The 18,684-nt window shown below is 41.1% G+C and carries 15 protein-coding genes, 1 pseudogene and 1 riboswitch; of the genes and pseudogenes, 12 read left to right on the top strand and 4 right to left on the bottom strand.

Features of this window, described 5'->3' with window-relative positions:
* Positions 1 to 173 precede the first annotated feature (173 nt).
* Genes A6755_RS23855 through argH form a run of 5 tightly spaced genes read left to right on the top strand, consistent with a single transcriptional unit; the run spans position 174 to position 6,792 of the window.
* A complete protein-coding gene (locus A6755_RS23855; RefSeq protein ID WP_063592190.1) occupies positions 174 to 1,400 on the top strand; it encodes an ROK family transcriptional regulator in 1,227 nt (408 codons plus the stop codon).
* Positions 1,400 to 2,479, top strand: a complete 1,080-nt coding sequence (locus A6755_RS23850) for an extracellular solute-binding protein (protein WP_063592189.1) — start codon at positions 1,400 to 1,402, stop codon at positions 2,477 to 2,479. Before A6755_RS23855 ends, A6755_RS23850 begins: the two co-directional genes overlap by 1 nt.
* 15 nt (positions 2,480 to 2,494) lie before the next feature.
* Positions 2,495 to 3,607: an ABC transporter ATP-binding protein gene (locus A6755_RS23845; protein ID WP_063592188.1), complete on the top strand. Its 1,113-nt coding sequence runs from the start codon at positions 2,495 to 2,497 to the stop codon at positions 3,605 to 3,607.
* Complete coding sequence (locus A6755_RS23840) at positions 3,604 to 5,292, top strand: ABC transporter permease (RefSeq protein WP_063592187.1); 1,689 nt, start codon at positions 3,604 to 3,606, stop codon at positions 5,290 to 5,292. The genes A6755_RS23845 and A6755_RS23840 overlap by 4 nt, the downstream gene beginning before the upstream one ends.
* A gap of 15 nt (positions 5,293 to 5,307) precedes the next feature.
* Complete coding sequence (gene argH / locus A6755_RS23835) at positions 5,308 to 6,792, top strand: argininosuccinate lyase (protein WP_063592186.1); 1,485 nt, start codon at positions 5,308 to 5,310, stop codon at positions 6,790 to 6,792.
* A gap of 27 nt (positions 6,793 to 6,819) precedes the next feature.
* Here the strand turns inward: argH and A6755_RS23830 are convergent, their stop codons facing one another.
* The 4 genes from A6755_RS23830 to A6755_RS23810 form a co-directional block, all read right to left on the bottom strand.
* Entirely contained in the window at positions 6,820 to 7,101 is a 282-nt protein-coding gene (locus tag A6755_RS23830; protein ID WP_134402180.1) for a hypothetical protein, read from the bottom strand.
* A 519-nt stretch (positions 7,102 to 7,620) separates the two neighbouring features.
* The gene (locus tag A6755_RS23820) at positions 7,621 to 9,099 is read right to left on the bottom strand and encodes a sodium:solute symporter family protein (protein WP_063592183.1); all 1,479 of its coding nucleotides are present in this window, start codon (positions 9,097 to 9,099) and stop codon (positions 7,621 to 7,623) included.
* The gene (locus tag A6755_RS23815; RefSeq protein ID WP_048685209.1) at positions 9,096 to 9,296 is read right to left on the bottom strand and encodes a DUF3311 domain-containing protein; all 201 of its coding nucleotides are present in this window, start codon (positions 9,294 to 9,296) and stop codon (positions 9,096 to 9,098) included. The genes A6755_RS23820 and A6755_RS23815 overlap by 4 nt, the downstream gene beginning before the upstream one ends.
* 277 nt (positions 9,297 to 9,573) lie before the next feature.
* Complete coding sequence (locus tag A6755_RS23810) at positions 9,574 to 10,914, bottom strand: amino acid permease (RefSeq protein ID WP_063592182.1); 1,341 nt, start codon at positions 10,912 to 10,914, stop codon at positions 9,574 to 9,576.
* A gap of 188 nt (positions 10,915 to 11,102) precedes the next feature.
* Positions 11,103 to 11,181, bottom strand: a riboswitch (glycine riboswitch).
* Positions 11,182 to 11,688: 507 nt separating this feature from the next.
* Between A6755_RS23810 and A6755_RS23805 the strand changes: the two genes are divergently transcribed.
* The 7 genes and pseudogenes from A6755_RS23805 to A6755_RS23780 all read left to right on the top strand — a co-directional run bounded on the left by A6755_RS23805 (position 11,689) and on the right by A6755_RS23780 (position 18,667).
* Positions 11,689 to 13,077 (top strand): amino acid permease, encoded by a 1,389-nt coding sequence (locus tag A6755_RS23805; protein WP_063592181.1) that lies wholly within the window; start codon positions 11,689 to 11,691, stop codon positions 13,075 to 13,077.
* A gap of 413 nt (positions 13,078 to 13,490) precedes the next feature.
* Positions 13,491 to 13,535 (top strand): annotated as a pseudogene (locus A6755_RS28395) (hypothetical protein); the annotation flags it as partial.
* A 697-nt stretch (positions 13,536 to 14,232) separates the two neighbouring features.
* The gene (locus A6755_RS23800) at positions 14,233 to 15,144 is read left to right on the top strand and encodes a LysR family transcriptional regulator (RefSeq protein WP_063592180.1); all 912 of its coding nucleotides are present in this window, start codon (positions 14,233 to 14,235) and stop codon (positions 15,142 to 15,144) included.
* Between the two features lie 133 nt (positions 15,145 to 15,277).
* Positions 15,278 to 16,273 (top strand): LLM class flavin-dependent oxidoreductase, encoded by a 996-nt coding sequence (locus A6755_RS23795; RefSeq protein ID WP_063592179.1) that lies wholly within the window; start codon positions 15,278 to 15,280, stop codon positions 16,271 to 16,273.
* 102 nt (positions 16,274 to 16,375) lie between these two features.
* The gene (locus tag A6755_RS23790) at positions 16,376 to 17,710 is read left to right on the top strand and encodes an LLM class flavin-dependent oxidoreductase (RefSeq protein WP_063592178.1); all 1,335 of its coding nucleotides are present in this window, start codon (positions 16,376 to 16,378) and stop codon (positions 17,708 to 17,710) included.
* 38 nt (positions 17,711 to 17,748) lie between these two features.
* A complete protein-coding gene (locus A6755_RS23785) occupies positions 17,749 to 18,009 on the top strand; it encodes a glutaredoxin family protein (protein WP_063592177.1) in 261 nt (86 codons plus the stop codon).
* A 124-nt stretch (positions 18,010 to 18,133) separates the two neighbouring features.
* Positions 18,134 to 18,667 (top strand): GNAT family N-acetyltransferase, encoded by a 534-nt coding sequence (locus tag A6755_RS23780; protein ID WP_063592176.1) that lies wholly within the window; start codon positions 18,134 to 18,136, stop codon positions 18,665 to 18,667.
* The last annotated feature ends 17 nt before the right edge of the window (positions 18,668 to 18,684 follow it).

The raw sequence follows: 18,684 nt of genomic DNA, 5'->3' as shown, positions 1-18,684 counted from the left end.
AAACCTACCTAATAAATAACACTAATGGTTATAAATGTAAATAATTCGAAGTAACTATTAAAAAATGAACATTTTAAGTGTTCTGAAAAATACTTGTGCGTTGAAATTATTTAAGTTATATTTTTACTTAATTAGGAAGATTTACTAACTAAATAATGTAAGGCCGTGATGTGATGAGTTTTAAAAGGACACCCAGTCATCAAAAATATGTAAATAAAAAAAGGATCATTCAATGCATCCAAGAATGTTCACCCATTTCAAGAGCTGAAATCGCCGTTAAGCTTCAGCTAAGTAAACCAACTGTTTCTCAGGCTGTGGATGAACTTATACAGGAGAAATGGGTATTCGAGAAAGGAATAGGAGTATCCTCATCCCAAGGCGGGAGGAGGCCCATCCAGCTCTTTTTTAATGAAAAGGCTGCCTATATCATCGGTGTCGATATAGGCGGGACGAAAGTGAAAATCGTTTTAAGCGATTTAAGCGGCAACATCCTTGCTGACACTAGTTTTTCAACAAACACTTATTTAAATTCAGGGCTGCTTAAACAAATGGCGATTGAAACGGAGCGGTTAATTGCAAAGAATCAGATTGCGAAGGAAAGGATATTGGGGATGGGAGTCGGGATCCCTGGCATTACGCAAACGGCAAGCGGATTAGTAATAGAGGCACCGAGTTTAGGCTGGGTTCAATATCCATTTATAGCAGAAGCGAAACGTTATTTTGATTTCCCCATCTTTCTGGACAATGATGTAAACGCGGCTGCACTAGGTGAACAGTGGCTGGGTAATGCACAAAATAAGCGGAATTTACTGTTCATTGCGGTTGGCACGGGAATCGGAAGCGGCATCATCTTGAATAACCAGTTATATAGAGGAGCTTCCAGTGCCGCTGGGGAAATGGGATATATGGTGACGGACAAAGAGGATATAAAACGTGAATTCAAGCCGATTTTCCAGAGATATGGCTATTTGGAAAGTGTCGCTGGAGGCAAGTCGATTGGCGGTCATTTCACCAGGGAGGTCCTCAAGGATCCTCACCATTTTTTATTCGAACGGGCCAAATCTTCCGAACTATCGGGGGAGGATGCTTTTTTGGTAGCAAAAAAAGGAGACACTGCAGCTATGGCCATCATAAATGAAGCCATCGAACATTTAGCCTGCGGAATTGTCAATGCGGCTAGTTTGCTAAATCCGGAAGTGATCATTTTAGGGGGTGGTGTATTAAATTCTGCTGAATACATTTTACCTAGAATTCGGGAGGTCGTTGATCGATATCTTCCAAGTTTAGTAGAAATGAAAACTTCACAACTGGGAGAAAACGCAGGGGTGCTTGGAGCGGTTTCCCTATTTTTAAGGGAACATGATGGCATTTTGAATTTTCGTGATGAGGGGGAATATTAATGCATAATAGGAAAAAGTCGCTTGTTTCAGTACTGACCTTATCGGCAGCACTATTAATTTCAGGATGTAACGGTACAGATACGAAAACGAATTCGGATGCTGGCGAAAAGGGTGAGCTGGAAGATAAAATCGTGGTTTATTCACCACATGGCAAAGATATTTTATCAAAATTCGAAAAGCAATTCGAAGATAAGTATGGTATTGATGTTGAGTGGCTTGATATGGGGTCTCAGGAAATCCTTGACCGTGTTCGTTCAGAGAAAAGTAATCCGCAGGCAGACGTTTGGTGGGGTGCACCTTCCACGAACTTCAATCAAGCAAAGGATGATGGGCTGCTGGCCGCTTATAAGCCTAGCTATTCCGATAGTCTCGATGAAGGATTCCGCGATCCGGAATGGTATTGGACAGGAACGAGCCAGACACCGGAAGTCATCATGTATAACAGCAAAGAATTATCAAAAGACGAGGTACCGAAAGATTGGGATGAGCTGCTTGATCCGAAATGGAAAGACGAAATCATCATCCGCTATCCGTTATCCTCCGGAACGATGAGGACAATTTTTTCTGCGATGATCTATCGTACGTATAAGGATACAAATGATCCGAAAGAAGGGTATGACTGGTTAAAGAAGCTCGACCAAAACACGAAGGAATATTCAGCGAATCCGGAAATGATGTATAACAAGGTAGCCAAAGGAGAGGGCTCACTTTCCGTTTGGGCAATGCCGGATGTCGTCATGCTGAAAGAAAATAAAAATTATCCATTTGAGTTCGTCATTCCAGAAAGCGGAACGCCAGTATTGACAGAAGGTATCGCCATCGTTGAAGGTGCCAAGCATCCAAAAGCGGCTGAAGCCTTTTATGAGTTCGTGAATTCACAAGAAGCCGCAAAAACATTAGCAGAAGAATTTTACAGGATTCCGACCAGAAGTGATGTGAAGGGTTTACCTGAATGGATCACGGAAACGGAAATTAAAGCGATGGATATTGATTGGAATACATTCCAGGAAAAAGGTGACGAGTGGATGAAATACTGGGACGAAAATATTAAAAGTGGAGATAAAGAAATTAAAGAATAAGGAAGTGTCGTTGGGATGGCGTCAATAAAAATAGAGAATGTCCAAAAAGCCTTCGGGAAAACGATAGCTGTTGACCAGTTAAATCTGGACATCAAAGAAGGTGAGTTTTTTACCTTTCTTGGTCCAAGCGGCTGCGGTAAAACGACAACACTTCGGATGATTGCCGGTTTTTATTATCCAACTAAAGGTGTCGTCCGATTTGGCGACAAAGATATGACGCGTGTACCTCCGGAGAAAAGAAATACAGGCATGGTTTTTCAAAACTATGCCCTCTTTCCCCATATGACTGTTTTTGAAAATGTAGCGTTTGGCTTGCGTGTGAGAAAGGTTTCTTCTGCTGACTTAAAGAAGAGAGTGCTGGATGTCCTCCAAAAGGTCAGGCTGGAGAGCTACTCGAATCGTCAAGTGAGCCAGTTAAGCGGAGGACAGCAGCAGCGGGTGGCCCTGGCGAGAGCACTGGTCATTGAACCGGAAATATTACTGCTGGATGAACCATTAAGTAATCTGGATGCCAAGCTTCGTGATGAAATGAGAGTGGAAATCTTAAGGCTGCAGCGTGATTATAAGATTACCACCATTTATGTCACTCATGATCAGGCTGAGGCATTATCCATGAGTGATCGAATCGCTGTGTTCAATTATGGTGTATGTCACCAGGTCGGGACGCCAACAGAAATTTATAATCGTCCGGCCAATGATTTTGTGGCGAGTTTTATAGGCGAGATTAATCTTTTACCCGTTCAAGTTGAAAAAGTTCAACAAGATAATATAGAGATTGTCCTTAAGAATAGTGAAAAAACGATTAAATTGAAGGTGGAAAATCAAGCTGGGAACGGAATTTCAATCATACAGAGTGATGCTGACCTTGCTGTTTCGATTCGTCCTGAAGCAATCAGGATTCTGGATGTGATCGAGGAAGGAAGGAATATCTTTAAAGGCAAAATAAATTCGGTCCAATTCTTTGGATCTGTTGTGAATGTCATGGTGGATGTTCAAGACGTGTTACTAAGGGTCGACGTATTTAACACCCATGATTTTGGATACTTTTATCAAGGAAAGGAAGTGTATGTCCAGCTTCCCGAGAAACAGCTGCGTCTTATCCCTGTCATAAGCGGTGATGCGCCATGATTAAAAATCGTGATACGAGATTGACGGTTTGGCTCCTTATACCAGTTGTATTGGTGCTCATAGCATATGTACTCTACCCGTCATTGAGGACCTTTATTGAAAGTCTGCAAAAAGACGGAACGATATCCCTTGGAAATTATCAGGACTTCTTCGTACAGGAATCGAAAACGAACTTAGAGGCTCTTTGGAATTCTGTTTATATATCCTTATTGAGTGTATTGGTCAGTGCCTTGATTGGCATTCCGCTCGCATTCATTTTTAACCGTTACGATTTTCCCGGCAGAAGCTTCTTTTCATCAGCAGCGATTTTGCCGATTGTCCTTCCATCATTGGTAGGGGTCATGGCCTTTATGTTTTTATATGGTGAATCGGGATTGATTCCAAATGCCATCAAGGACCTGTTCGGTCTCGATAAGGTTCCATTCAAGATTAGCGGGGTATCGGGAATTCTTATCGTGCATGCCTATACGATGTATGTTTATTTTTATATGACCGTATCCGCTGCAATCAATAAAATAGATCCATCACTTGAAGAAGCCGCTTTTAACTTAGGCGCAAATAAATTAAAGGTTTTTTGGAAGGTGACATTTCCATTATTGACACCTGCCATCGTTGCCGCCTCTTTACTTGTTTTCATGATATCGATGGCTTCTTTCAGTGCCCCATTTTTATTAGCTGGCGGATACAGGGTGTTGAGCCTGCAAATTTATTTTTCAAAAATCAATGGTGATATGGAAATTGCCGCTACCCAATCGGTCATTCTATCCATCGTTTCGATTTCATTTCTATTATTCATGCGTTGGTATCAAAATAGGAAGGATTATCGAATGGCCTCGAAAGGGATTGGGGCGCACAGGAGTGAAGTGAAGAACCCGGTTATGAAATGGGTGATGGTCGTAACGGGGGGCATCGGCGTAATTATTCTGCTTTTACCGCACTTTACGATTCTTTTGCTTTCACTTGTGCCGGATGGAACCTGGACATTTCAAACGTATCCCACAGTATTTAATGTTGAAAATTACAGGCTTTTGTTTGAAGACCCTAATATCTTCAAGCCGTTAAGAAATAGTTTACTGATGGCGTTTATTGCAACGTTGGCAAATCTGGTGTTTGGTGTCATTGCGTCCTATGTGCTTGTCAAACGGAAATTCGTCGGGAAAAGCTTTGTCGATATTCTAGTCATGATTCCTTGGGCGTTGCCTGCAACGGTCATAGGGATGAACTTGATATTCGCATTCAATAAACCTAGCGTTTTTTCTTTCGGTCAAATCTTGGTAGGCACATTTTGGATTTTGCCGCTTGCCTATTTCATTAGGCATATTCCACTCGTTGTCCGGTCGACTAATGCCGTTCTGGAGCAGCTGGATGATTCGATTGAGGAAGCAGCCAGAAACTTGGGGGCTAAGTGGTTTTATACCTTCAGAAGGGTCATATTTCCGATTATTATGCCTGGTGTTTTATCAGGGACATTATTGGCATTTATCGAATCTGTGGGGGAATTCCCGACCTCGGTCCTGTTGTACACGATTTCAAACAGGCCCATATCCATTGAAATCATGAATCAGCTTCGGATGTTCAATATGGGGCAGGCCGCTGCCTATGGGATGATTCAAATCACGCTGATTGTAATCGTTCTCTTTATTTCGAACAAGTTTTTTGGAATCAAAGCGGAAAAAGCTTTATGAATCGGAGGTTCAAAGATGAGCAGGCTTGAACAATTTATCAAAAATGAAGGTAGTGTCTTTCCCGGAAAAACCTATGTTAGAGAGCTTCTGATGCCTGTTTTTAATGATCAAAGAGATTACTTATTTGATGCAATGTTCGATATTCATCGGGCACATGTCATCATGCTTTCGGAACAAAAGATCATTAAAGATGAAGAGGCGAAAACCATGCTTGATGGGATTCGGAAAGTGGCCCATACAGATCTCACGCAGTTGACCTATCAGCCCCAATTCGAAGACTTATTCTTCATGATGGAGGCAAAGATCGGTGAGGAAATCGGCCATGAACTTGCAGGGAAGATTCATATCGGCCGCAGTCGTAATGATATGGGGGTTGCGATGTACCGGCTTGTTTTGAGAGGTCATCTGCTCCAATTGGTTGGCTATGCAAACCAATTGAGTGAAGCATTCTTGGTGCAGGCTGAAAAACATACAGAAACCTATATTACAGGTTACACACATACCCAACCGGCTCAGCCGACTACAATAGGACATTACTTTTTAGCCATTTATGATGTGCTTCAAAGGGATATTGGCCGGTTATGGGCAGCCTATGAAACGGTTAACCAATCCCCTTTGGGTGCAGCCGCGTTAACGACCACCGGTTTTCCGATCAGTCGGAACCGTACGGCTGAACTGCTTGGGTTTGATTCGGTTATTGAAAATTCCTATGACTCGATAGGCGGGGCAGATTATTTATTGGAAACCGCAACTGCCATCATGACGTGCATGGTCAATACCGGAAGGTGGATCCAAGATTTCCTGCAGCATGTGACAAGGGAGTTTGGTACATTTCACGTGGCGGACCCTTATGTTCAAGTGAGCAGCATCATGCCGCAAAAAAGGAATCCTGTCTCCATTGAACATTCCCGTTCGATTGCAAGCAGTGCGTATGGTGATGCACTTGCTGCAATGAATATGATTCACAATACACCATTTGGTGATATCGTCGATACGGAAGATGATTTACAGCCGCATTTATATCGGGCTTTTTCGAATGCAGGCCGTGTCATGAAACTAATGTATGCCGTCATGTCGACTTTGAAAGTAAATGAAGAACATACAAAGAAAATGGCCGCAAAATCCAGTATAACGATTACTGAATTAGCGGATACCCTTTCAAGAGATTACGACATATCCTTTAGAAAAGCCCATTCCATAGCCAGTCATATTGCAAAAAAGTCGATTAGTGAAGGGAAAGAGCTATATGATTGGGACACACAAGAAATCAACAAAATCATCAATGAATTCGTATCAGTGAACATAGCAGAAGATGAATGGAAAAAAATAATCTCTCCCGAATATTTTGTGAAAATCAGAAGCATTCAAGGCGGGCCCTCCCCGAAAGAGGTTGCGAGAATGATTTTAAATAGAAAACAAAAACTGGAACAAGAGTTGCAGGAATATAAGAAAGTGGTCAAAGAATTGAATGATGGCAGGAAGGCCTTAGTGGATTACTGAAGGTATGGGCTAAAAAGAAAATATGTTTTAACGGGCATGAAAGTCACGAGTATTTGCTTCAAACTCACGAGTAAAAGCATGAAAGTCACGAGTATTTGCTCCAAACTCACGAGTAAAAGCATGAAAGTCACGAGTATTTGCTCGAAACTCACGAGTATTTGCTCGAAACTCACGAGTAAAAGCATGAAAATCACGAGTATCTGCTCGAAACTGACGAGTAAAAGCATGAAAGTCACGAGTATTTGCTTCAAACTCACGAATAAAACCCGAACCTTCTGAAGAGAGTATTTTTTGTTGGCTCGGAAGCAATACGAAGCATTTTACTGAGGAAGCTTCATATTTTATGATTTATAGTCATTCTTTATGAGGGTGGCTATTTATTTTGGATTTTTATGCAACTGAGTCATCCCCAGTGACCATGAATGTAGATTATTCCTAAAAGCAATTCTATTATTTGGAAAATATATAATGTGAGGCGGAATGTTAATGTCAAATAGATCTCAGTTCGGTGTTATCATGATTTTAATAGCTTTTGTAATATCGATTACTTTTTGTTTGAATCCGGAAGTCTTATTAAGAGGTGGATATGATTTAGCTAATGATGGCCTGGTAGTATCCAGAACCTTGATGATTATTTTTTCGTTGTATTTATTAGTTAAAATAGGGGATTTGTTTATAAACAGAAAAGATTAATAGTCTAAAATGAGGTTTCCCATAAATAATATTGAGATAAAGGACACTATGCTTGGAAGCCGAGAATAAGGAAGGCTCAGTCTTTTGACTGAGCCTCCAATGTTTATTGATCCATAACCAGTTTCAAAATTTGCTTCATATATCATTAACGGATTTAGGTTCCAACTGAACCGCGTGCTTTCTGAAAGCAATACTCACCGTGATCATCACAATGAAATTGACTGCCAATGCAATGATTCCCACATTCAAATCTTTTGCTGCTTGCGGCAAGGATGGAAACAAGGTCCCTATTGTCGATTGACTGAGTGTAATGCAGATTACGATGGCCAATCCGGTAATGATGCCAGCGATTGCGCCAAATTTATTGATCGGATTATTCCTTTTCAGACTTAAGAGAAGGGATGGGAAGAGCTGTGTGATGAGACTGTATCCCATAAGAATTAATGCCGACATCGTTTCGCCGCCGTTTAAAGTGAAGTAGACGGCTATAAGGGCAATGATTGGCACAAGGAACTTTGCCAATCGTACAATATGGCGATCGGATACGTCAGGTGCAAATTCCTTATAAACGTTTTTTGCGAGCAGTGTAGCGACGCTCATCAAAAGCATGGATCCCGGCACCAATGCGGTCAACAATCCAGCGCCGCCGATTATGCCTATAAACCATGGATCAAAGGTCTCGATCGAAAGGCGCAGCAATGAGAGGTCCGCATCTGCCCCAACGAGTCCGGGCACTTTCAATATAGCTGTAAACCCAACGAAAAAGACGAATAACAGCATGAGTGTATATAAAGGGCTGATGATGGCGTTCTTTCGAAATACCTTGCCGCTGCGTGCTGAATAAACAGCGCTGAAAACTTGTGGCCACATATAGAAACCGAATACGAGCAATATTACCGTGGAGATGAACCATGATACGCTAAGCCCCTGATCAGGGAACTTTAGAAAACCAGGCTTGGCGGCATCAACCGCTTCAAACATCGGCTGAAATCCGCCAAAGTAATGAATCGGCAGATAAATCCCCAAAAATCCTATTATGGCGACCATCATGATATCTTTAATGACCGCGGTCCAAACTGAACCGTGTATACCGGAGATCATCACATAAATGGTAAGGCTGATCGCCCCCATCCAAACTGCCTCAGACATTGAGATGGCACCATAAGATGCTTCTGAGACAATGATCCCCAATCCTTTCAGCTGCACGACGATCACTGGGATCATCGACACCACACCGACAAGTGCAGCCAAAATTCCTAAACTGGGACTCTTATATTTGCTTACAAAGAAATCGGATTGAGACATCAGTTTATTTTCTTTGGCATATCTCCATATTTCCGGAAGGAGCCAATAGGATAATACGTAAGACAAAGTAATGTAAATCAGAACATATAGAGCGGGTGCACCCTTACCATAAGCCCAGCCGCTGCCGCCAAGGAAGGAGAAGGTCGTATAGATTTCCCCAGCCATCAGCAGAAAGACGAATATCGCACCAAAACCGCGTCCGCCCACCGTCCATTGTTCCAAGTCCATATCTTTTCCTTTTGAAGAGCGTATTCCTAAAAATATCGATAGAAGTAAAAATGCTAAAATGATTAAGAGAGCAATATTCATTCCTGGTCACCTTCCCGATTCCTGGGATCCAGCTTATACATGATGCCGAGTATGGCAGAGGTAAGGACCACCCACATAGCCATCCAGAACATATTGAAAGGCATCCCTAATACGTATGGTTCTATTTTATTAACAAAAGGTAGAAATCCCAGTATGCCTATAAAAGGAACTAGTGTAAGAATATATATAATCTTCATTAAAAAACCCCCTCCGTTTTAAATAAAGTGAAACGCCCACCAATGGGGGTTTATTCTTCAATGCCACTGATGGATGGGTGAACCAAACCGGATGGAAAATTCATACATGACGGAAAAGGTCCGATAATATATATTAGCTTACACTATTTTGATATAAAATTTAATGCAGTTGCCTGATATATTTTAGCAAAAGTGTGCAGAAAGCCGAAGGCCTAATATGTTCATAAGCAGATAAAGCCTTGAATTCATATTGAGTTCAAGGCTTTATTTCCTTTAGCTATCTTTTTTTTCGATAATTATATAGTATCACCAAGAGGATGAACCAGATTGGGGTCAAGAGCAGTGATAGCCGTGTAGCTTCAGCGAATAGCATAACAATAAGGATGAACAGGAATAAGCCTAAAATGACGTAATTGACCAAAGGGGTAAAAGGAGCCTTGAAAGTCGATTCGGCTCTTAGGTCAGGCCTTGTTTTCGAATATTTGATATGGGAGATCAAGATAATGCTCCATACCCATATGAAACAGATGGCACTGATGGTAGTCACGACAGTAAATGCCTGTTCCGGTATCAGCTTGCTTAATAATGCCCCTATTGATACAACGATTGTGGATGTGAATAAGGCATTGCTCGGAACAGCCTGTTTATTTAATTTTTCCAGCTTAGCTGGGGCTTCACCATTCCTGCTTAACGTATAAAGTATTCGGCTCGTTGAAAATAAACCGCTGTTGCATGCAGAAGCAGCGGATGTCAAAACGACGAAGTTGATGATCCCTGCAGCGACTGGAATGCCGATTAACGCAAAGACCTCTACAAATGGACTGCTTGTGGCATCCAGTTGTGTCCATGGGTTGACGCAGAGAATGACGAATAGTGCACCAACGTAGAAAAGCAAAATCCGGACAGGGATTTTATTGATGGCAGATGGAATGTTCTTTCGCGGGTTCGCCGTTTCTGCTGCAGAAACCCCGACCAATTCGACACCGACAAATGAGAAGACGACCAACTGTAAAGATAACAGGAATCCGGAAATGCCATTGGGGAACATGCCGCCATGATTCCAAAGGTTCGTTAGGGAAACCGTTCCGGTATTGGTATTGAAGCCGAGGATCAGAAGGATGATCCCCACGACGATCAAGGCGATGATCGTGATTACTTTAATGATGGCAAACCAGAATTCCAATTCGCCAAAGATCTTAACGGTCAATAGGTTCAATCCTAACAGAATGACCAGACAAAGCAGAGCCGGAATCCATTGAGGGACATCAAACCAATATTGCATATAAACACCGACAGCTATGATATCGGCCATTGCGGTCATGATCCAACAAAACCAATATGTCCAACCGGTCACGAAGCCGGCCCATGGACCGACATATTCAGTTGCGAATTCAGTGAATGATGTGTACCCTGCATTGGATAAAAGCAATTCCCCCAGGGCCCTCATCACAAAAAACAAGGCAATCCCTATTATCATATAAGAGAATACTATGGAAGGACCTGCTAATTGTATGGCTTTTCCGGAACCTAAAAATAAACCGGTGCCAATGGTTCCTCCTATTGCAATCAGTTGTACATGTCGGTTTTTTAAATCTCTTTTTAATTCTTGTTTAGCCAATTCGTACGCCCCCGTTTTTATAGTCTTGGTAGTGAATGTTTACCTGCATGGTCTTGGAGAGAGGGACGTGATTATCGTCCAGCTTGCCTTTCCCATTTGTTGTTTTAGTCCAATCACAAAATGGACAATAAAAAAAGAGATTGGATAATACCAATCTCTTAAAGGGCTCAGAATAACAATATATCATTCGTTACTCTTCTGTCCTTTTGCCTGAGATTGTGAATCCTTCGGCGCTGCATCTTGTACAGTCTCTCCAGAAGCTGCTCCTGCTATAGTGTCATCCATAGCATTCATCGCTTGCTTGTATGCGGTTGTGAAGAAATGTCAGTCAGTGATGATTTTCCACTGCTTGATCATTTCATTATGCTTATAAAATAATATTGGAATTCTATCATCTATTTTTCGGTAGGTCAACAAATTTTTTGAAATGAAACAGGCATTACCTGTAGATTAATAGTGGTCTGTAATTAACTTAAGGTCTAAGCAGAAGTGATTGTTTTCTACTCATTATGAACGATCACTATAATAGAATACTGAACATCATTTTTTTAAAATGATATTTTTAGATTAGAAAAATCAACAAGATATTATTGGCAACTGTTTATTTCAAAAATACAATTGTATTTTTACAGAATATTTACTATTATAAGATAAGAAAACATAAATGAAGTGTTATTGATATTTTTTCGATAGAGCATTTCTAACTGCAATAATTAATAAGTTCGTGGTAAGGATAGAAAAGCATTACCGATATTGCATCTGGGGGAGTTAATCATGTCGAACAAGGAATTAAAGAGAGGGCTGGAAGCACGTCACATTCAAATGATAGCTTTGGGCGGAACCATCGGAGTCGGGTTATTCATGGGATCTGCGAGCACGATCAAATGGACCGGGCCCTCTGTAATGCTTGCTTATGCCATTGCAGGTATTTTTATATTTTTCATCATGCGTTCCATGGGTGAGATGCTTTATTTAGAACCGACTACAGGTTCTTTTGCAACCTTTGCGAGCAGCTATATACATCCTTTGGCAGGTTATATGACTGCTTGGAGCAATTGGTTTCAATGGGTAATCGTCGGAATGTCCGAAATCATTGCGGTTGGGCTGTATATGCAATATTGGTTCCCGGAGTTACCGGCATGGATACCAGGTGTAGTGGCCATGATCATCTTGGGGGCGGCCAACCTCATTTCCGTTAAATCATTCGGGGAATTTGAATTCTGGTTTGCACTTATAAAAATCATAACGATTATATTGATGATCGTTGCCGGCCTGGGCCTTATCTTCTTTGGAATAGGCAATGGCGGGGATGCGCTTGGATTATCGAATCTATGGGCAAATGGCGGCTTCTTTACGGGAGGCTGGACAGGATTCTTCTTTGCGCTTTCACTTGTCGTGGCATCCTATCAAGGCGTTGAGCTTATCGGCATCACAGCCGGGGAAGCGAAAAACCCAACGAAGACTGTAACAAAAGCGATCCAATCAATTATATGGCGCATTTTAATTTTCTACATTGGTGCCATTTTCGTCATCGTGACAGTATTCCCTTGGGATCAACTGGATGACTTAGGCAGCCCGTTTGTTTCGACCTTTGCCAAAATAGGTATCACTGCAGCGGCAGGCATCATTAATTTTGTCGTAATCACTGCGGCAATGTCTGGTTGCAACAGTGGGATTTTCAGTGCAGGTCGTATGCTTTACACACTGGCATTGAATGGCCAAGCTCCGAAAGTCTTTGCTAAAGTATCTAAAAATGGAGTTCCGGCATATTGCACGATCGCTGTACTATTAGGGTTGGGCATCGGGGTTATCCTGAATTACCTTGCACCGCCGCAAGTATTCCTTTATGTGTACAGTGCGAGTGTTTTGCCTGGGATGATTCCATGGTTTGTCTTACTTATCAGTGAGCTTAAGTTCAGAAAGGTAAATGCCGCTGAAATGGAGAAACATCCGTTTAAAATGCCGTTGGCCCCTTATAGTAACTATGCGACAATAGCCTTTTTACTGATGGTGCTGGTAGGTATGTGGATCAATCCTAGTACAAGGATTTCCTTGGTAGTCGGGATCGTTTTCCTAGCCTTGGTAATAGCAAGTTATTACATGCTGAAAATGGATAAACGAACACCATTGGATGTTAAATCTGATGATGAGATTTCAGGATAAGAAATTCTAGTAAAAAGCCCTTCTCTAATTCGAGAAGGGCCTTTTTTGTCCTTGTAGATCAATTGTGGAATTCACGAGTAAAACAGCGAAACTCACGAGTAAAGTCGTTGAATTCACGAGTAAAACAGCGAAATTCGCGAGTAAAGTCGTAGAATTCACGAGTAAAATAGCAAAACTCACGAGTGTAGCTAATTTGACCTCGTAACAAGGGAGCGACGCAAGGGGAATGTATCTTCATGCCAGTTTTTTTCATAGGAAGTTACATATTTACCCGAGGAAGGGGCTATCTTTTGGAAAGAACAAAGCTTACCGGGCGTAGCGTTACACCATTAAAGATTGACCAGCTGCGTATTATGGAGAAAATTTCAAACGGCTTCGAGTAGTGAAAAACGAGGTATGATCCATACAATGCGTTTAAGTTCCCGCAAAGCATACCGCCATTAAATAAGTGGGGGTGAAAAAGCTTGGATTCAACAAATAAATTCGTTACATAAAGGCCTATTCCTGAATTTGGATATAGGCCTCTGTATTCTTGTTTTGAATCAATTAATCGAGATAATCCCCAAAATCATTCCGTTTGCTGAGCTTGTACTGTACTGTATTGTAAACCTAATTTACGGAAGATTGGGCTTGGGCAATTTCTTGAGCAGCTTGTTTAATGGCTTCTTGTGCCAAAGTTGGATCAGAGGAAGATTTTTCAATTGCTCTTGTGAAAGTTAGGTTTGCGTAAGGGGAACGTTTGCTTTTGCTTGATTTAATTGATTGATATCAATTTATTGTTGAGGCATGTAGTTTCTCTCCTTATGTCATTATTGCTCCATTAGGATGACCGTTCTTTTCTATTTTATAAGAAGAAAAAAATATAACGTTGACAGGATGAACAGCTTGGAAAAGTTCAATCCAAATTCATCCTGAAATTTTCATCTGCATAAATAGATTGCGTCCCTTGAATGAAAATTGTAAGATAATGCAAAAAAAATGTGATTTATTCTTTGTTAAGTTAATTAAATTGTACTTTACTTATTGGTTTTATCAGATTAAAATCGGAGAAAGAATTATTATAAGAGGATGAGCTGATTGGACAACCGAAAGCTCCTGAACGCGATAAGCGAACAGGAGCTTTTTGCGTTCATTTTGGAAAAAGGAGTTGGCTAGATGAATATTGATCATATTGAAGCGTTTATGTATGTTGTTCACCTTAATAGTTTTCATAAAGCCGCAGAGGCGATGTTTTTATCACAGCCAACGGTTTCGGCAAGAATTAAGACGCTTGAGAGTGAACTCGATTCAGTACTATTTGAGAGGCAAGGAAGAGGGATTATTTTAACCGAAAAAGGAAAAGCCTTCATTCCATTTGCGGATCAAATTATTCGTACCTTTCACCAGGGGAAAAAGCAGTTGAAGACAGGAAGCGAACTGGAGGAAATAACGATAGGGGCTAATATCATTACATCGCAATACTTTATTCCATTTGCTCTTCCTCTATGGAAAAAGGAAAACCCAAATTTACGCTTTAAATTCATTTCAGCAACAAATGATGCATTAATGGAAAAATTGCTTCAGAAACAGGTTGATATAGCCTTTATGAAGGATGTTACACATAGTGGTCTGCAAAATTACAAAACCCTTGATAATTCAATTCGTTTAGTCGTGTATCCAGGACATCCATTTCAATTTCGAACTGGTCTAACAGTACAGGAATTAGCAATGGAGCCGTTGGTATTTTTTGAGTGTGGTGCGCTTGACTGGAACCACGTTCATAAAATTTTTGAAGTATCAAATGTAGAGCCGCGCATTGATTTTCAGGTTGATCACCTGGAAGTGGCGAAGTCGCTAATTCTTAGCAGAAGCTGTGTCGGATTTTTACCGTACTTATGTATCAAAAAAGAGTTAGAACAGGGAGCTTTGATTGAAGTGGATGTGTCACATTTAATCAAGATAAAGCAGCACATCTATCTGACGCATTTAAATCACGGGATGGAATCCCCTTTATTATGGAAAGACATTCTTTTATCAATTCGGAAATTTGAGAAAACCCATCAGCAATTACAGATACAATCTAATTGATAGATATTTTCTATCAATACAATATTTTTTTCTATTAGTAAAACCATTGCCATTAACATGTTTTAGGTGATAGGATATGTCAAAATATAATTATTCGCATAAGTGAACTTTGAATTAAATCGGAGGAGAGAATATGAGTTATAAGCTTGGCATTTTAGACCAGAGCCCGATATTTCCAGGAGCTTCAGCATTTGATGCACTGCAGCAAACCATTAACCTGGCTAGACATGCAGAAGAGTGGGGTTATACCCGTTTCTGGGTATCGGAACATCATCATGCCGAACAGCTGGCGGGGTCCTCCCCGGAAGTATTGATTTCTTATTTATTAGCCCAGACAAAATCGATTCGGGTAGGGTCCGGAGGTGTTATGCTTCAGCATTATAGTCCATATAAAGTGGCGGAAAACTTTCACGTATTATCGAATCTTTCGCCAGGCAGGGTAGACCTTGGCATCGGAAAGGCACCAGGTGGGCTCCCCTTATCAACGAAGGCGCTACAGTTTGGAACTGTGAATGATGGAAAAGATTTCGAAGAGCGGTTATCTTTCCTGCAAGAAATAATCGAGAATTCAGTTAATGAAACTCATCCGCTTGCAGGCATTCAAGCGACACCGCTACCTTCCGAAAAGCCTAAGATGTTTCTGCTTGGTGCAAGTACTGACAGTGCCAGGTTAGCAGCCGAACTTGGGATAGCTTATGTATTTGCTCGATTTATCAACAGTAATGAGACTGTACTTGAAGATGCTGCACGCATTTACCAAAGTATCTATCCAACTGGTAGCTTTAAGGTATCGGTTTCAGTGATTGCTGCTCCTTCACAACAAGAAGCGGAACAGTTAACAGGTGACCAGAAGATTGTGAAAGTTCATCTCAAAAGCGGCCGTTCTGTCACAGTCCAAACCTTAGCGCAAGCAGAGATATTCGGGAAGCAGTCTGGGGAGCCTTACGAAATAGAAGAACAGGATTCCAATATTATTGCTGGAACTCCTTCTTATGTAAAAGAAGTCTTAGCAAATATACATGAAAAGTACGGAGTAGATGAGTTTATCCTACATTCGCCGATTTTAAAGGAAACAGAAAGGTTCAGATCTTTTCGATTGTTGAGTCCACTTCAATTAGTCGGTATCTGAAAAGAAACACGTTACGAGCCAAAATTAAAAAGGCCTCAGCAATCAGGGGAGATGTGGGATGTCAGCAAAGTTGAAAACCGACTAATTAAAGGAGGAGTATCGATGTCTGAACAGAGAAAGTTGAAATTTGGAGCGCTTATTCATGGAGTTGGAGGGAGTATATCCGGTTGGAGACATCCAGACATTCAAGCAGATGCCAGTGTAAGTCTTGAATTTTATAAGGAGCAGGCCCAGAAGGCTGAAGAGGGAAAGTTCGATTTACTTTTCATTGCTGACGGATTGTTTATCAATGAGAAGTCAATTCCGCATTTTTTAAATCGATTTGAACCACTTACCATTTTATCCGCACTCGCTGCTTTTACATCAAGAATAGGGCTTGTCGGAACAGTTTCCACCTCATACAGTGAGCCATTTACTGTAGCCCGGCAATTTGCTTCACTTGATCACATTAGTCAAGGTCGTGGCGGATGGAACCTTGTTACTACCCCTCTTGAGAGTACGGCCTTGAACTATAACAAAACGATTGAAGAACACCCTGATCATGCCAAACGCTATCGGATTGCATCAGAATATATACAAGTCACCAAGGGACTTTGGGATTCATGGGAGGATGACGCGTTTACTCGGGATAAAGAGTCCGGTGAGTTTTTTGATCCTTCTAAAATGCATCAATTAAAGCATAAAGGAGAATTTTTTTCCGTGCAAGGACCACTCAACATTGCCAGATCAAAACAGGGGAGACCAGTCGTTTTTCAAGCAGGTTCATCAGTAGCTGGAAAAAACCTTGCGGCTAAAGAAGCGGATGCAATCTTTACAGGTCAACCAACTTTGGGAGATGCCAAGATTTTTTATCAAGATGTAAAAAACAGGGCTATTGCATTCGGTAGAGATCCTGATGAAATTGTTATTCTGCCAGGTATCGCGCCAATCATTGGAGCAACTGAGGAAGAAGCGGAGCACAAATATCAAGAACTCGCTAACCTGGTTTCTATAGATAAGGCGCTTGACTATTTAGGACGATACTTCGATCATCATGATTTTTCCCAATATGAACTGGATGCACCTTTCCCAGATCTCGGAGACATCGGAAAAAACAGTTTCCAAAGTACAACTGACCGAATTAAACAGGAAGCCAAGGAGAAACAGTTAACGCTCCGTCAAATAGCACTTAAGGAGACTACACCCCGGACTTCTTTTATTGGAACTCCCGAGAAAGTGGCGGGTTTGATACAGCAATGGTTTGAAGAGAAGGGGGCGGACGGATTTATCTTTTCTTCAAGTGTTCCTAATGCTTTAAGTGACTTTGTAGACGATGTGGTCCCTATCCTTCAAAAAAGGGGAATATATCGTACAGAATATGAAGCAGAAACATTAAGAGGCAACTTGGGGCTTCCATTCCCGGAAAATCGTTATGCGAAAGAAAGCATTAATCAATGATTGAAGAATCAATTTAAAAATTGAAGGAGGAATAAGAAATGGGAGAAGCGTTATCTGTCGTCGTTTGGTCAAAACAAGGATGTCACTATTGCGAGGAGGTTAAACAATACTTAAAAGAAAAGAAGATCGCTTATCAAACGGTGGATGTTACCAATAATGATGATCGGCGAGATATTTTAGAAATCAAATATGGAGTTCGGTATGTGCCCATTATTGAAATTGGGCGAGGTAGTGTATATGAGAGCGTTACGGAAATTGGAATTCCTCATCTTGAAAAAGTACTCAAACGAGTACAGTAACAAAAAAAATACGCGCTTAAATCTGAGTCTATAAGTATGACTGATTGAATTAAGGAAAGATTGCAAAAAAATAAATCCGACTATTCTTGTGTAAATAATACGTTATAGAAAAGGGGAATTAATCATGACACAGTTAATCCGACTTGCCACTGTAAATGATGCTCCAGAAGTGCTAAACGTCACACTTCGGGCTTATGAACCAATCAGGGAATTGAATATTAACTTTCTGGCTGCGACAGCTGATTTGCAGCTAGTGACGAATAATATTAGGCGGAATCTCACTTATGTTTTAGAGGAGGAGGGCCAAATTGTTTCCACCGTGACAGTTCGTCAACCATGGAATGATCCTGAACATTTCAGTCCGTACCCATTCATTTGGTGGTTTGCAGTCGATCCCCTTTATAAACAAAAAGGTTTTGGCTCGACTTTGTTAACCTGGGTGGAAGAAAACATACTTCGGAAACAGGTGAAAGCGCCGGCCGTCTATTTGGCGACAGCTGAACGTCATCCTTGGCTTGTTTCCATTTATGAAAGAAGGGGTTATGAGATTTTTGCTGAACGAGATCATGATGGAGAAAAAATTGTGTATCTTCGTAAAATTCTAGATGAAACGCTGTATCGCATTATTGAAAATAAAGAACCAATTGTTAGTAATTAAAAATATTCGGGGGAATT

It is taken from the genome of Peribacillus frigoritolerans (assembly GCF_001636405.1).
Lineage (GTDB): Bacteria > Bacillota > Bacilli > Bacillales > DSM-1321 > Peribacillus > Peribacillus frigoritolerans.
This window is presented reverse-complemented; position numbering and strand designations above follow the sequence as displayed.

Bases quoted from the DNA above. Each gene is read 5' to 3' on its own strand.
- A6755_RS23800 (WP_063592180.1), top strand. From the start codon at position 14,233: ATGAATATTGATCATATTGAAGCGTTTATGTATGTTGTTCACCTTAAT.
- A6755_RS23820 (WP_063592183.1), bottom strand. From the start codon at position 9,099: ATGAATATTGCTCTCTTAATCATTTTAGCATTTTTACTTCTATCGATA.
- A6755_RS23795 (WP_063592179.1), top strand. From the start codon at position 15,278: ATGAGTTATAAGCTTGGCATTTTAGACCAGAGCCCGATATTTCCAGGA.
- A6755_RS23790 (WP_063592178.1), top strand. From the start codon at position 16,376: ATGTCTGAACAGAGAAAGTTGAAATTTGGAGCGCTTATTCATGGAGTT.
- A6755_RS23785 (WP_063592177.1), top strand. From the start codon at position 17,749: ATGGGAGAAGCGTTATCTGTCGTCGTTTGGTCAAAACAAGGATGTCAC.
- A6755_RS23840 (WP_063592187.1), top strand. From the start codon at position 3,604: ATGATTAAAAATCGTGATACGAGATTGACGGTTTGGCTCCTTATACCA.
- A6755_RS23815 (WP_048685209.1), bottom strand. From the start codon at position 9,296: ATGAAGATTATATATATTCTTACACTAGTTCCTTTTATAGGCATACTG.
- A6755_RS23805 (WP_063592181.1), top strand. From the start codon at position 11,689: ATGTCGAACAAGGAATTAAAGAGAGGGCTGGAAGCACGTCACATTCAA.
- A6755_RS23780 (WP_063592176.1), top strand. From the start codon at position 18,134: ATGACACAGTTAATCCGACTTGCCACTGTAAATGATGCTCCAGAAGTG.
- A6755_RS23850 (WP_063592189.1), top strand. From the start codon at position 1,400: ATGCATAATAGGAAAAAGTCGCTTGTTTCAGTACTGACCTTATCGGCA.
- A6755_RS23845 (WP_063592188.1), top strand. From the start codon at position 2,495: ATGGCGTCAATAAAAATAGAGAATGTCCAAAAAGCCTTCGGGAAAACG.
- argH (WP_063592186.1), top strand. From the start codon at position 5,308: ATGAGCAGGCTTGAACAATTTATCAAAAATGAAGGTAGTGTCTTTCCC.
- A6755_RS23855 (WP_063592190.1), top strand. From the start codon at position 174: ATGAGTTTTAAAAGGACACCCAGTCATCAAAAATATGTAAATAAAAAA.